Source organism: Enterococcus sp. AAFC-DPL-5146 (genome assembly GCF_058216635.1).
Map to the genome: position 1 here is coordinate 527,594 of NZ_CM177103.1, position 13,888 is coordinate 541,481.

Here is a 13,888-nt window from a genome sequence, read left to right on the forward strand (position 1 = left end):
GATTTTTATGAACTTACTAATCTAAAATTCTTACAACTCTTCACCATTACTCTCAATCACTTGCTGATACCAATCAAATGATTTCTTCTTAGAACGCTTCAACGTCCCTTGCCCTTCATTATCTTTATCTACATAGATAAAACCATACCGTTTCTTCATCTCACCAGTCCCCGCAGAAACCAAATCAATAAAGCCCCAAGGCGTATATCCAATCAATGGAATACCGTCAAATTCAACAGCTTCTTTCATCATCTCAATATGAGCTTTCAAATAATCAATCCGATATTGGTCATTGATCGTGCCATCTGGTTCAATTTCATCGATCGCACCAAAGCCATTTTCCACAATAAACAAAGGCAATTCATAGCGCTCATTAAACCAGTTCATCGCATAACGCAAACCAAGTGGATCGATTTGCCAACCCCAATCAGACGCTTCTACATAAGGATTTTTAACTAAATCTTTCGACTCATCGTAATCAAAAGCGGGCCCCTTATCATGATCTTTAATAGCAAATGACATATAATAACTAAAGCCGATATAATCCACGCAACCATGGGCTAAATCAGTCAAATCCTGTTCCGAAATATCCAAATCAAACCCTTTACGAGCTAAATAGTTTTCCATAAAGCTTGGATAATGCCCTCTCACATGAACATCTGTAAACCAGTAACGTTTTTGCATCGCACTGACCGACATCATCATATCTTTGGGATCACATGAATATGGATAAATGGGGCACATCGCGATCATACAACCAATTTGGAAATCCGGGTTGATCTCATGCCCGATTTTAACAGCTTGTGCGCTAGCTACTAACTCATAATGAGCCGCTTGATACATGATTTTTTCACGATCTTCGCCTTCTTGGTATTTGATCCCAGAGTTGGTAAACGGCGCAAAGTCTTCCGCGTAATTCGCTTGATTATTGATTTCATTGAAAGTCATCCAATAAGTGACTTTATCTTTATAACGTTCAAAACAAACACGAGCAAACTTCGCAAAGAAATCGATCATTTTACGATTTCGCCAGCCGCCATATTCAGTGACTAAATGATAAGGCATTTCAAAATGAGACAAGGTAATTACAGGTTCGATCCCATATTTTAAACATTCATCGAATAAATCATCGTAAAACTGCAAACCTTCTTCATTTGGTTCAGCTTCATCCCCATTTGGGAAAATCCGTGTCCAGGCAATCGATGTCCGGAAACAATTTAACCCAAGATCAGCGAATAATTTCACATCTTCTTTGTAATGATGATAAAAATCGATGGCTTCATGGTTAGGGTAATTTTCGCCTTCTAACACGCCGTCTGTGATTCGTCTAGGCACGCCATGAGCGCCAACGGTCATAACATCAGCAACGCTGGTACCTTTACCACCTTGATCCCAACCACCTTCTAATTGATGAGCCGCAACAGCGCCGCCCCAAAGGAAATTTTCTCTTAAAATTGACATATGATCTACTCCTTTTACTTACAAATTTATTCGTTTCTGTTTCTAATTCATGTTTGAACATTAAAATCACCACACAGCTGGGAGGAATTACTTGAACGGATCAGCTGTGCAGTGATGTTTAAGTCAATTTAGAACGGATGTTTAAGCTTCAGCTTCAATTTCTTCTAATACTTCTTCTGTAACAGGTTGATTTGTTTCTTGAGCAATGTTGATGGCATCCATTTTTCTAGCAAATGGTAGGTAAATAAAGAATCCTAACGTTAAAACAAATGCTTGTAGTAACGCTGCTTGCCAACCGCCAACTAATAATCCAGAAATAATCGGAGGTGTTGTCCAAGGTACTTGAACCGCTGTGAATAATGGGACTAAACCAGTATACAAAGCGAAGTAAGTAATAACAGATGACACGACAGGCGTTAAAATAAATGGAATCGCCATGATCGGGTTCATTACGATTGGTGTCGCAAATGTGATTGGTTCGTTAATGTTGAACACGGCAGGTCCGATTGACAAACGACCTAGTTGTTTGAATTGAGCAGATTTTGCAAAGAACACCATATAAACCACTAATCCAAGCGTCATACCAGCACCTGTTACGGTTAAAAATTGATCTAGAAATTGTTGTGTTACGATATGACCACCGTTTGCAACAGTCAATTCTTTACCAGCTTTTAAAATATCAGTATTTTCTAAAGAGTTGGCTTGTAAAATCGGACCCATAATACCACTGACGATTGTTGAACCATGAACGCCGAAGAACCAGAATAAAGGAACCAAGAAACCAAGGACTAAAGCACCGCCCAAGGAATCAGTCACACCTTGAAGTGGAGATTGTAAGACATCATAAATGAAATCAAAGAATGTTGTTTTAAAGACTTTATCAAAGAAAATATAGACAAACATCGCGCCAGTGATCAAAGCCGCAGCAGGAATCAAGGCAGTGAATGAGTTTGCTACGTTTTCAGGAACAGCTTCAGGTAATTTGATCCGAATGTCATGACGTAAGAACCAGCTGTATACCCAACCAACGATCAAACCAACGATAATTGCTGTGATCATTCCCTTACCAGCAGTCCAGTCTTTATTGATAACATTACCAATAGTCACACCGCTATCTAAATCAGTCACATCTGGAGACATAAATAAAATAAAGACAACAAGTGAGATCATACCGGCAGGTAGACCTTCAAAGCCTTCAGTTTTTACATAAGAATAAGCAATCCCGATTACCGCAAAAACTGACATGATGGCAAAAGATGCCCCATAAGCCTGATTGAAGTAAACGACTAAACCGCTGTCAGTAATCCATTTGGCTACTGACTCTATTGGTAAATTGGCCAATAATAGAAAAATCGAACCCACGATTGTAAACGGCATTGTGTACAACATACCATTTCTTAACGCTGTAATCGCTTTAGTATTAACGAACTTTAAAACGGGTGGTAGAACTTTTTCATTGATCCATTCATTCATTCTAAACCTCTCCTTTGGTTAACTAAAGTAACGGAAAATAATTGCGTGTAGTAGTATTTCAATAGAGCGGCCGCTCGAATTTAAAAGTATTGAATACGTTTACATGTATACTATAAAAGAAATGTTGTATATTTAAAATAGTTTGAGCGTGTTCAGAAACATGTACCATGTAAAAAAACAAATCAATTAAAAATACGACCTAGAAATAAATCAAAAAGCAATTTACTTCTAGGCCGTACGTTTATTTACTAACTGCAGGTAGTTTTAGGGTGATTTTTTTATTTTCAAAATCAAGAAGTTGAATATTGTTTGTTCCACCAATCCCATATTCAGGAGATTGATAAAGTTCGCCATAACTTGCGCCGATAAAGTTATCGATATCTGCTAATGTTTCAAAATGGCCTGTAAAGACAGCGTAATCGCCGGTTTGTACCGTAAAAGTTCGATTCCCTTCACTATCTTCAACAAAATATTTGTACGTACCATTACTTTCATCTGAGTCATTGATGATGATCGCTTGGACACTTTTTTTATCAGTAGGCAAAATTTCTAGTTTTTGGTTATTCACTTCAGCAAAATCTTCTGGTGTTCTTGGGATAGCAAATTTGTACTGTTTTCCTGTGATTACTTCGTTGTCCAAATGCTCGATGTTAAAAGACATGAACTGTCACACTCCTCTTTAATAATAGGTTAGATGTACGCTAATTTAGTTATTTCTGGCTCCGAAAATCTGGTACATTATCTCAGAAACCATATCAACTCTTAAGCGTTTTGTTAAAATTTTAGTCGGATAGGTTATTTTTTTTATCCGCTTTTTCAGCATACTCTTTACTTGCTTGGTGGGCAAGCAGTTCAATTAGGGCAATGACTGGGATTTGTGTAGTGATATTAATATATGGATCAGTGTAAATTGATCGTTCATCAGGCATATAATAAGAAATATTGTAATCAGCTAAACGAGCGATTGTTGAATGTTCATCATTGGTAATACTTAATATCTTAGCGCTGGATCGTCTAAAATCAGTTACCTGTTTGATCACTTCAGTGGTTTCTCCTGAAACAGATAGAACGATCGCTAACGTATTTTCAAATCCTCTTTGAGGAATGGGTGTAAACGGATCACGAATACTGTATGCATTGAGACCCATGTTTGCAAAATAGCGACTGCCATATGCGCCTAAAATCCCACTTGTGCCAATACCTGAAAAAACGATATGGCGAGCAGAAACAATCATCTTGATGGCAGGTGTCAATGTTTCGTAATACGTTTGCTGGTTCAGTCGTTTTAAAAAAGAATCAACATGCATAGTGGCAGCGTAGTATTGCTCAAAAGAATGTTCTTGTTGTTCTTCTTTTTTGATAGCATATTTTAATTCAGAAAAACCATCAAATCCCATTTTGGTACAAAAACGTAAAATCGTTGATGTGGACACGTGACAATTTGTAGAAAGCTGACGAATCGTTAACTTTGGAATATTGTTCATATGTTCTAATATATAGTGATAAACAAGCATTTCCAGCTCATTTAACGACTGGACTTTTTCTAAATCAAACAAAAAGATCCCTCCTGCACAAAGATAGTAGCTTCTTCATTTTTTACATAAGAAACAAAAAAAGTATACAACTTATATTGTACAGGAAACGTTGCTATTTCGCTTGTTATTACTATTTTTATCTATATAAATAAAACAGCTGAGGGAAACAAATTCTCTCAACTGTTTTGCGTAATTTCTTTTCTTCTATGGAAACGTTGATAAAGTAAAGAAGCGATCAGTGTAAATAGCAAAGGCCCAATCAACAACGTTAAACTTTGACGTAAATTACCTTGTGAAAGAGGCTGATACAGCTGAAATCCAATCGCTAAAGCGATACAGACAACAACACTGCTGCTAATGAATGTTGCGCTGATGTTTGATTGAATCAGAACAGCTGTCGGATTGTCTGTTAATTGTTTTTTCTTAAATGCAGGATAAGCAAGGGCAACTAACAAATAAGGGATCGCTCTTGATATATTCGTCATTAGAGTTAGCTGATTATATAACAAAACAACATATTGACTGCCAAGGCTAATGCCTAAAATAAACAAGCTGATCAGACCACCTTGAATCAGTAAAGCATAAATCGGCATGTCATGTTTATTTTTTTGTTTCAATCGAGGGTGCCAGTAATGTTTAGGTGTCCCTTCCACCAGTGTTCGAATGGGAAGATAAAAAATAGTAGATAATAAACTGATATAAGAAAGCAACAGAGTCAAAGCAGTAAAACGAGTAAATAGTTGAGCTAGAAATTGAGAGTGAGGGGATGAAAAGGAAAGCGTGTGACCTAAAGCATAGCCCAAATTCTCCATTAATTCGTACATCAAATTCCCTAAATGAACGGTATTATTGGCCTTTAAACTGTTTGAATTTATCCCGCCGCTCCATAAAAGGATGCCTAAAAAATAACAAAGAACAACTAAAAAACTGCTGTAGATCAATAATCTAGGGAACTGCTTTTTTTGTTTGCCTGTCTTATCAACTAAGCTTGCAATCGTATCTAACCCACCAAACGCCGTAATGGCAAAAATCAGAAAAGATAACTGTTCGATCAACGTCTTTCCAGATGAGGAATCGGTTTGAATCCCTTTGAAACTAGTGGCAAGATTCGGTAGAATATCAGCACGATTAGTAATCCATAAGAACAAATTACCACCAAGGCTTGCACTAATCAAAATAGTCATCATAATTCCGCTTAAATATAAAGAAGAAGCAATCCCTTTAAATCCTCTACTAACAAAGAACAACGTTACGATAACGGCTAAAATAGACAAAAGGCCAATTAGAATAGAAGTCGATAAATAGGGAATAGAACTGTTTTTTTTAGTTAAATCTTCACCGAAAAGTAAAATAGATGAAGGAATCCAAATCTTCATAAACAAGCTGATCATCCAAATAAAATAACTGCAATACCATAAAAAAGCGGCAATAAAAGCAATTTTTTCAGACAGGTGACCAGCTAGCCATTGATACAATCCGCCAATATGATTTTTATAAACGCCTGTAAATTCTGCTATAATAATAGCGTAGGGAATAAAATAGAACAATGCGGCTCCGACAAAATACGGGAACGCCTTGATACCCATTAAGAAAAAAGCCGTCGTCATACTAGAAAAAGAAAAAACAGTCATGGTAATGATCATAACTAAATGCTTGGGACTAAAAGTAGTAGTAGTTTTCATAAAAAATCCTTCTAAAATAAGATGATGTTGGCTTAAGAATAAGAGAAGATTTAGTAGAAAACAAGCTTTTTATCAAAAATTAGGGAATAGGAGTAGTCAAATGACGGATCAAATTCAGCAAAGAATCGATCAAATAAAAGAGGAACTTCAAGTCGATTTTGTAGCTTTAGCACTATCCACAGTCAATGAAGTGACAAAAGTTCGAGTGATTCGCTGGAATTATGTGGCTGGAAACACCAATCAACATTATCAACGTATTCGGTTGCAGGTGGGTAAAGGAATTGGCGGTATCGTTTGGCGAACTGGGAGAGCTTACCAAGCGTCAGATTTACAAAAGCAACCGGAAAAATTAGTTGAACTACCGATTACACGGATGGAGAAATTAGCAACCATTGCAGCCTTTCCTGCATTAGAAGGTGGAGAGGTAAAAGGTGTTCTTTTAGTCGGTTATCGACAAGAGACACTTATTACAGAGGATTTTTTGGCAGTTGCAAAAGACAAAACAGATGAACTTCTTGTTTATTTATAGGGGAAAAAATGGAAAATCTTATAATGGAAAAATTATTTGAAGAAGCAAAAGATGCTTTGTTTTTGATTGAAGAAAACAAATGCATCAAGAAAAATAATGCGGCATCTGAATTAGCAACAGATTACCTTTTTACTTTAGAAAAAGTTCTAGAAATTGCTAGAGGAGAAGGATGTATGCTTCATTCTACGATGGAAAAGTGTTTAGATTGTGAAGTGAGAGCCGACTGGGATCAAGCCGCCTTTCCTTTGATTTTAGAAGATCCAAAAGGTAGACAAGAGCAATTCAGCGGCAGTTATACGGTGATCGATCAACAAAATTCCTTGTTGAGTATTCGTCGTCTAGCCCTTCAAGATCGTCTGCAGCAAGTGATCCAAAATAAACGCTTGATCGAATACGTCAATCAAGCACATGAAAATGAGCGTCGAGCACTTTCACAAGAACTGCATGATGGACTAGCGCAAAGCATCTATAGTTTGATGTTGGAAACCAGACAGTTAAAATGGAACGAAGAATCAGAAGACTTATCGACTAAATTACAAAAAATCGACGAAGATTTTGTTGCATTACTTGGTGAGGTGAAACAACTTGCGATTGATTTACGTCCGACCGCTTTAGATGATTTAGGGTTGGTCCCAGCAATCGAAACGCTATTATACCGTTTGACAGAAACAACTGGAGTGGTGATTCATTTTATTCCGATGATCGAAAATAAACGTTTTCCTGACAGTGTAGAAACAATCACCTATCGAGTATTACAAGAAAGTGTGATGAATAGTGTAAAGCATGCGTCTGTGGATGAATTGTGGGTAACATTAAGTGAACAAGCCGCGCGCTTAATACTCACTGTTCGGGATCACGGCAAAGGCTTTGATCTCCAACAAATGAATGAACATAGCCAAGGTTTAGGACTTTTAAATATGCAGGAAAGAGCAGAATCGATCGGTGGGCATCTAATTGTACATTCAGAAAAAGCAGAAGGAACGACAGTAACATTGCAGTTGCCTATTCAATGGGAGGGAGTAAAATGAACATCATAATAGCAGATGACCATGCAGTAGTTAGAAGTGGTCTCCGTTTATTGCTGGAAAGCCAAAAGGAGATCACAGTTGTAGGCGATGCGGCAGATGGCACGGAAGCTTTTCTGCTCATTGAAAAATATCCAGTGGATGTAGTTTTGATGGACATGCGGATGCCTCCTGGAGAAAATGGCTTACAAACAACGCGTCGTATTAAAGAACATTTTCCTGACGTAAAAACGATTATTTTAAGTATGCATGATGAAGAAGAATATGTCCGTACAGCTTTAGAATATGGTGCAAAAGGCTATATTCTTAAGAGTTCACAGGATATTGTGTTATTGGAAGCAATTAAGCAAGTGGCCGCTGGCAATATTACAATCGATCCCCTATTTGGTCCGTATAATAAAGACCATTGGCTAAAAAAAGCCGATAAAGAGGAGAAAGATGAAAAATACGAGCGCCTGTCAAAAAGAGAGCGTGAAGTTTTGCCTCTAGTTTCTTTAGGCTACAGCAACAAAGAAATTGCGGAACGTTTATTTATATCCGTTAAAACAGTTGAAGTACACAAATCTCATGTAATGAAAAAATTAGAATTTGAAACATTTAGCGAATTGTTGCAATATAGTATGAAACATCAATTAATCGACTTATGAGGTGAGTAAAATGATTGGTATTCTGTATGTGTTTCACGGTAGTCAAAAAAACGAAAAAAATCAGGCGGCGAGGGCTTTTATTCAACAACTAGAAAAAAGACTGGATCCCAGTTTGTACCAAGCAACGGCATTTCTAGAAAATCATCCAGATACGATTCCAAGTGTTGCTGAACACATGATCAAAAACGGTGCAACGAAAGTGATAGTTGTTCCTGTATTATTATTTGCAGCGAAGCACGCTTTAGTTGATATCCCAGCTGAACTTGAACAAGTCAAAAGCAACCACCCAGAAATTGAATTTATCCAAACAGAAACATTCGGTAGTAAAAAAGGTAGCCGCCAAGTATTGTTGGAACGATTCCAAGAAGTAGCCGCTTCTTATCCTGACGAGCAATTAGTGGGGATTTTAGTGGCTCATGGAACAAAACAAACGGATGTACCACAAAACGTTTTAACTGAAATTGCAAAAGAAATTCAACAACAAGTGGGCTTCTCAATTATTCCCACAAGTTTAAAAGGGCAAGAAGATTATTTGTCAGATATCAAAAAGCAAGTATCGGAACATCAAAAAATAGTGATCGTGCCGTTCTTTTTATTCGATGGACATTTGATTACAATCATGAAAAATAAATTAGCCGAAGTCTTCCCAACAACAGAGTTTATCATTACTCGGACACTGGAATTTGACCCACGAATCTTAACAGACTTAGAAGAAATTGTGAATGAGGCTATCCAATGTATCCAGTAATGCTTGATTTAACGGGAAAGAAAATCGTCATTGTCGGCGGTGGGAAAATCGCACTACGGAAAACGCTCGGACTTTTAAAAGGGAAAGGTCAAGTAACCGTCGTTGCACCAGATTTTTTACCTGAATTCACTGAGTTAGATGGAGTCGAACGAATTACAGCTACCTATGAAGCTGAATATATTCAAGAAGCACAACTTATTTTTGCCTGTACGGATTCTAAAATAGTTAACCAAAAAATCGTCAATGATGCTACTAAGTATCAATGGGTCAATGATTGTAGCCAAAAAGAGAATAGTGATTTTTATAATATGAGTACGATCGAGCAAGAAGATTACTTGATTGCACTTTCATCTTATGGAAAAAATCCTGCTGCGACTAAGGAAAAGAAATTAGCGTTAATGAATCTATTGAGTAACGATTCCACATTAGGAGAAGATCAAAAGAAAAATCATACGATTGTTGAAAAAGGCTGTGACTATTAGGTAATTCCCTAATAGTCACAGCCTTTCTTTCTTGCTATTCTAAAAAAGACAAAGAATCAATAGGATTGCTCAAAAAATCACAAAGGAGAGTTTACATAAAATGAAAGAAAAGCTTGTTTTAATTGGTAATGGAATGGCTGGTGTTCGTACGATTGAAGAAATCTTAGATCGTGATCCTGAACGCTATCAAATCACGATTATCGGAGAAGAAAAATACCCAAATTACAACCGAATCATGTTGAGTAATGTCTTACAAAAGAAAATGACCGTTTCAGAAATCATCACGAACCCACTAGAATGGTATGAAGAAAATCAAATTGAACTAATTAATCACGATCCAGCAGAAAAAATGGATACAGAAAATAAAAAAATCACTACAAAATCAGGTAAAGAAATCTCCTACGATAAATGTATTCTAGCAACAGGTTCCAGAGCATTTATCTTACCCTTTGAAGGCTTTCAATTAGAAGGTGTTGTTGGTTTTAGAACGATTGATGATACAGAAAATATGCTTGAAACGGCTCAAAAATACCAAAAAGCAGTAGTGATCGGCGGTGGTTTACTTGGTTTAGAAGCAGCAAAAGGCTTGCTTGATCAAGGGATGGACGTAACGGTTGTTCACTTAGAAAAATGGCTAATGGAAACGCAATTGGATGAAAAAGCAGGGAAAATGCTGCAGGCGGATTTAGAAAAACAAGGATTAAAATTCTTGATGGAAAAAGCAACACAAAAAATTCTTGGAAAAACCCGCGTAACAGGTTTAGCTTTTAGTGATGGCACGACAATTGAGACAGATCTGGTCGTGATGTCGATCGGAATACGCTCAGAAACTAAGTTGGCAAAAGCCGCAAATATCGAAGTGAACCGTGGCATTGTTGTTGATGACTTTATGAAAACCAACGTTCCAGATGTTTTTGCAGTGGGCGAATGTGCAGAACATGATGGGAATGTTTATGGTTTGGTTGCGCCACTATTTGAACAAGGAAAAATTCTGGCAGATGTTTTGACGGAAAAAGAAACCAAACCTTATCAAGGCAGTACCACATTTACTTCTTTAAAAGTGTCGGGCTGTGATTTATATTCAGCTGGAAACATCAAAGAGACAGAGGGTATCAACAGTATCGAAGCTTTTGATGGAATCAATTACACCTATAAAAAAATCTTTGTTAGAGACAATCAAGTGATTGGTGTTGTCCTTTACGGTGACACGAGTGAAGGGAATCGCTATTATAATATTTTGAAAAAAAATGAAAGTATTGAAGAGTATACACCAGTTTCTTTACTTCATATGGTTGGTGAAGAAGCTAGTGCTGATGTCAGTGAATGGCCAGATGATGAAGTGATTTGTGGCTGTAATGGAATCGACAAAGCGACGATCATGACTGCCATCAACGAAAAAGAATTGACCTCTGTGGCTGATGTAACCAAACACACAAAAGCAGGTGGTTCTTGTGGGAAATGTAAATCAGTGATCGGCGATGTTTTAGCGTATACCTTAGGCGGTGAAGTGGTTTCTGCGCCAACAGGAATTTGTGCGTGTACTGATTTAACGAGGGATCAAATCGTAACGCAAATCTATGCGAAAAAGCTAACCTCCTCAGAAGAAGTGTATCGTGAATTAAACTTTAGTAATTCAGAAGGCTGTCCTAAATGCCGTCCAGCTGTCAATTTCTATCTAAATGTTGCTTGGCCTAAAGAACACACGGATGAAAAAGAATCCCGCTATGTCAATGAACGCTTATATGCGAATATCCAAAATGATGGGACGTTTTCGGTGATTCCAAGAATGCGCGGTGGGAAAACAAATCCGCAGCAGTTGCTACTGATTGCTAAAGTTGCCGAAAAATATGATGTACCAATGGTCAAAGTGACAGGGAGTCAACGTATCGGGTTATACGGAGTGAAAAAAGAAGACTTGCCTAAAATCTGGGAAGAACTAGACATGAAATCAGCAGGTGCGTATGCTAAAGCCGTTCGTTCTGTCAAAACATGTGTTGGTGCGAACTTCTGCCGTTTTGGTACACAAGATTCAATGGGACTTGGTATTAAATTAGAACAGCGTTACGAATTTATCGATACACCGCATAAATTCAAAATGGGTGTTTCTGCTTGTCCAAGAAGTTGTGTGGAAAGTGGTGTGAAGGATTTCGGAATCATCGGTGTAGAAAATGGGTTCCAAATTTATATTGGCGGAAATGGCGGAACGGAAGTGAAAGAAGCTGTTTTATTAACAACCGTTGAAACAGAACAAGAAGTCATCGAGATTTGCGGTGCAATGTTGCAATACTACCGTGAGACAGGGATTTACGCTGAACGGACTGCGCCATGGATCGAACGTATGGGGTTTGATGTCGTGAAGGAAGTTTTATTAGATCCAGAAAAACGCCGCGTGTTATTGACGGCGTTAGATGAAGCTGTTGCTGGGCGTCGAGGAAATCCGTGGAATGAAGTGTTAGAAGATAATAAAACACGCCAAGAATTATACACAGTGGGGAGAGTCTAAAATGGAAAAAATTTTTGTTGGGCAATTAGATGAGTTAGCGCCGAGAATGGGCAAAGAAGTTATCATTGGAAAACAGAAAATCGCTGTTTTCCGTTTGAGTGATAATCGTGTCAAAGCGATTGAAAATGTTTGTCCGCATAAACAAGGCCCATTAGCTGAAGGAACTGTTTCAGGTGAATATGTTTTTTGTCCGTTGCATGATTATAAAATCAATTTGAATGATGGACAAGTTCAAGAGCCAGATGAAGGTTGTGTTCGTGCATATGAAACAATCGTCGAAGATGACCGCGTTTATGTCATGGTGTAGCAATGGGAAAAGTCTATTTTGTTGGTGCTGGTTCAGGGGATCCAGAACTATTGACACTAAAAGGAAAAAGAGTGCTGGAATCAGCTGATGTCATTATTTATGATCGGCTGGTTCATCCAGTTTTATTATATTTAGCGAAAGATTCAGCGCGTTTTATTTATAGTGGGAAATATCCAAAAAATCATGTGTTAAAGCAAAAGAACATCAACCAATTATTATTAGAGGAAGGGCAAAAAGAACAAATCGTTGTCCGTTTAAAAGGCGGAGATCCTGGTATTTTTGGTCGTGTAGGAGAAGAGATCGCAACACTTCAACAGGGACAGATCCCCTACGAAATTGTGCCAGGGGTCACCGCTGCATCAGCTGCTAGCAGTTACAGCGGTATTCCACTAACGCATCGTGAGCATAGTAGTAAAGTTACTTTGGCAACTGCTCATCGCCAAGTAGGTGAAACAATCGATTTTAAAGGGTTGACGGAAAAGGGCACGATGTGTTTATACATGGGAATAGAACAAGCTGCTAGTACTCAAAAAATACTATTGGAGCAAGGTGTTTCAAAAGAACTACCCGTTGTAATCGTTGAATGGGCAAGCATAGGTCGCCAACGAACAATCACAGCCATGATTCAAACAATGGTCGAAGTAATCGAAGAACATAACATTCAAAATCCTTCGTTGATCATTCTTGGTGAAGTTGCAACGTGTCGTAAGGGGACTGATTGGTTTGAACAATTGCCTTTGTTTGGACATAAAATTTTATTGATTGATACAGAAAAAATCAAGTTTGAAACGATTCTGACTTATACTCAGCAAGGAGCAGATGTTTATGCGATCCAAGTTGGCAAAGATCGTGATCAGCGTTTTGATGAGGTGCATCAGCAATATCTAAGTGATCACTATTTTGATGAGGTAGTGTATTTGAATTCAGAATTGACGACGATGTATAAAAAACAAGAGGATGTTTTGAATAAGCGATTTATCTAGCTTCATGGGCTAATCCTTCGGAAAAAAGATAAATTATAAATAAGGCAAAGAACGCCTTAGTCATAATTTCCTATTTTTCTGTCAGGATTGAACGAGCCCATTCAGCTTTTAAATCTATCTAGCTTCGTGGGCTAGTCTCTCGGAAAAAAGATAAAAATTAAATGTGACAAAGAGCATCACAGTTAATTTTTCCTATTTTTCTGTCGAGACTGAACGAGCCCATTACGCTTTTAAATCTATCTAGCTTCATGGGCTAGTCTCTCGGGAAAAAGATAAATTATGAATAAGGCAAAGAACGCCTCAGTCATAATTTCCTATTTTTCTGTCAGGATTAAACGAGCCCATTCAGCTTTTAAATCTATCTAGCTTCGTGGGCTAGTCTCTCGGAAAAAAGATAAAAATTAAATGTGACAAAGAGCATCACAGTTAATTTTTCCTATTTTTCTGTCGAGACTAAACGAGCCCATTACGCTTTTAAGTCTATCTAGCTTCGTGGGCTAATCCTTCGGAAAA

Annotated in this window: 13 protein-coding genes; 8 read left to right on the forward strand and 5 right to left on the reverse strand. The window is 37.7% G+C overall.

Annotated elements, in window-relative coordinates; all coding sequences use genetic code 11:
* Positions 1-30: 30 nt before the first annotated feature.
* The 5 genes from AC4BB2_RS02360 to AC4BB2_RS02380 all read right to left on the reverse strand — a co-directional run bounded on the left by AC4BB2_RS02360 (position 31) and on the right by AC4BB2_RS02380 (position 6,151).
* Complete coding sequence (locus AC4BB2_RS02360; RefSeq protein ID WP_490473849.1) at positions 31-1,461, reverse strand: 6-phospho-beta-glucosidase; 1,431 nt, start codon at positions 1,459-1,461, stop codon at positions 31-33.
* Between the two features lie 141 nt (positions 1,462-1,602).
* Positions 1,603-2,934, reverse strand: a complete 1,332-nt coding sequence (locus tag AC4BB2_RS02365) for a PTS sugar transporter subunit IIC (RefSeq protein ID WP_490473850.1) — start codon at positions 2,932-2,934, stop codon at positions 1,603-1,605.
* Positions 2,935-3,175: 241 nt separating this feature from the next.
* The gene (locus tag AC4BB2_RS02370; RefSeq protein WP_490473851.1) at positions 3,176-3,595 is read right to left on the reverse strand and encodes an effector binding domain-containing protein; all 420 of its coding nucleotides are present in this window, start codon (positions 3,593-3,595) and stop codon (positions 3,176-3,178) included.
* Positions 3,596-3,716: 121 nt separating this feature from the next.
* Complete coding sequence (locus AC4BB2_RS02375) at positions 3,717-4,490, reverse strand: MurR/RpiR family transcriptional regulator (protein ID WP_490473852.1); 774 nt, start codon at positions 4,488-4,490, stop codon at positions 3,717-3,719.
* A gap of 155 nt (positions 4,491-4,645) precedes the next feature.
* Positions 4,646-6,151 carry an amino acid permease gene (locus AC4BB2_RS02380; protein ID WP_490473853.1) on the reverse strand — a complete coding sequence of 502 codons (1,506 nt, stop codon included), beginning with the start codon at positions 6,149-6,151 and terminating at the stop codon, positions 4,646-4,648.
* A gap of 100 nt (positions 6,152-6,251) precedes the next feature.
* On the opposite strand from AC4BB2_RS02380, the gene AC4BB2_RS02385 reads away from it, so the two are divergent.
* The 8 genes from AC4BB2_RS02385 to cobA all read left to right on the forward strand — a co-directional run bounded on the left by AC4BB2_RS02385 (position 6,252) and on the right by cobA (position 13,375).
* Positions 6,252-6,680, forward strand: coding sequence for a GAF domain-containing protein (locus tag AC4BB2_RS02385; RefSeq protein ID WP_490473854.1), 429 nt, complete (start codon positions 6,252-6,254; stop codon positions 6,678-6,680).
* Positions 6,681-6,703: 23 nt separating this feature from the next.
* Complete coding sequence (locus AC4BB2_RS02390; RefSeq protein ID WP_490473855.1) at positions 6,704-7,708, forward strand: sensor histidine kinase; 1,005 nt, start codon at positions 6,704-6,706, stop codon at positions 7,706-7,708.
* The gene (locus AC4BB2_RS02395; protein ID WP_490473856.1) at positions 7,705-8,352 is read left to right on the forward strand and encodes a response regulator transcription factor; all 648 of its coding nucleotides are present in this window, start codon (positions 7,705-7,707) and stop codon (positions 8,350-8,352) included. The genes AC4BB2_RS02390 and AC4BB2_RS02395 overlap by 4 nt, the downstream gene beginning before the upstream one ends.
* 10 nt (positions 8,353-8,362) lie before the next feature.
* Positions 8,363-9,100 (forward strand): sirohydrochlorin chelatase, encoded by a 738-nt coding sequence (locus tag AC4BB2_RS02400; protein ID WP_490473857.1) that lies wholly within the window; start codon positions 8,363-8,365, stop codon positions 9,098-9,100.
* Positions 9,088-9,582 carry a precorrin-2 dehydrogenase/sirohydrochlorin ferrochelatase family protein gene (locus AC4BB2_RS02405; RefSeq protein WP_490473858.1) on the forward strand — a complete coding sequence of 165 codons (495 nt, stop codon included), beginning with the start codon at positions 9,088-9,090 and terminating at the stop codon, positions 9,580-9,582. Before AC4BB2_RS02400 ends, AC4BB2_RS02405 begins: the two co-directional genes overlap by 13 nt.
* A 100-nt stretch (positions 9,583-9,682) precedes the next feature.
* On the forward strand, positions 9,683-12,085 hold the full coding sequence (nirB, locus tag AC4BB2_RS02410) for a nitrite reductase large subunit NirB (protein WP_490473859.1): 2,403 nt from the start codon (positions 9,683-9,685) through the stop codon (positions 12,083-12,085).
* Position 12,086: 1 nt separating this feature from the next.
* Complete coding sequence (gene nirD / locus AC4BB2_RS02415; RefSeq protein WP_490473860.1) at positions 12,087-12,392, forward strand: nitrite reductase small subunit NirD; 306 nt, start codon at positions 12,087-12,089, stop codon at positions 12,390-12,392.
* A 2-nt stretch (positions 12,393-12,394) separates the two neighbouring features.
* Complete coding sequence (gene cobA / locus AC4BB2_RS02420; protein ID WP_490473861.1) at positions 12,395-13,375, forward strand: uroporphyrinogen-III C-methyltransferase; 981 nt, start codon at positions 12,395-12,397, stop codon at positions 13,373-13,375.
* Positions 13,376-13,888: the final 513 nt, after the last annotated feature.

Excerpts from the sequence above, each read along its gene's own strand:
- AC4BB2_RS02400 (WP_490473857.1), top strand. The coding sequence starts at position 8,363 with ATGATTGGTATTCTGTATGTGTTTCACGGTAGTCAAAAAAACGAAAAA.
- AC4BB2_RS02390 (WP_490473855.1), top strand. The coding sequence starts at position 6,704 with ATGGAAAAATTATTTGAAGAAGCAAAAGATGCTTTGTTTTTGATTGAA.
- nirD (WP_490473860.1), top strand. The coding sequence starts at position 12,087 with ATGGAAAAAATTTTTGTTGGGCAATTAGATGAGTTAGCGCCGAGAATG.
- nirB (WP_490473859.1), top strand. The coding sequence starts at position 9,683 with ATGAAAGAAAAGCTTGTTTTAATTGGTAATGGAATGGCTGGTGTTCGT.
- cobA (WP_490473861.1), top strand. The coding sequence starts at position 12,395 with ATGGGAAAAGTCTATTTTGTTGGTGCTGGTTCAGGGGATCCAGAACTA.
- AC4BB2_RS02395 (WP_490473856.1), top strand. The coding sequence starts at position 7,705 with ATGAACATCATAATAGCAGATGACCATGCAGTAGTTAGAAGTGGTCTC.
- AC4BB2_RS02370 (WP_490473851.1), bottom strand. The coding sequence starts at position 3,595 with ATGTCTTTTAACATCGAGCATTTGGACAACGAAGTAATCACAGGAAAA.
- AC4BB2_RS02405 (WP_490473858.1), top strand. The coding sequence starts at position 9,088 with ATGTATCCAGTAATGCTTGATTTAACGGGAAAGAAAATCGTCATTGTC.
- AC4BB2_RS02360 (WP_490473849.1), bottom strand. The coding sequence starts at position 1,461 with ATGTCAATTTTAAGAGAAAATTTCCTTTGGGGCGGCGCTGTTGCGGCT.
- AC4BB2_RS02365 (WP_490473850.1), bottom strand. The coding sequence starts at position 2,934 with ATGAATGAATGGATCAATGAAAAAGTTCTACCACCCGTTTTAAAGTTC.
- AC4BB2_RS02380 (WP_490473853.1), bottom strand. The coding sequence starts at position 6,151 with ATGAAAACTACTACTACTTTTAGTCCCAAGCATTTAGTTATGATCATT.
- AC4BB2_RS02385 (WP_490473854.1), top strand. The coding sequence starts at position 6,252 with ATGACGGATCAAATTCAGCAAAGAATCGATCAAATAAAAGAGGAACTT.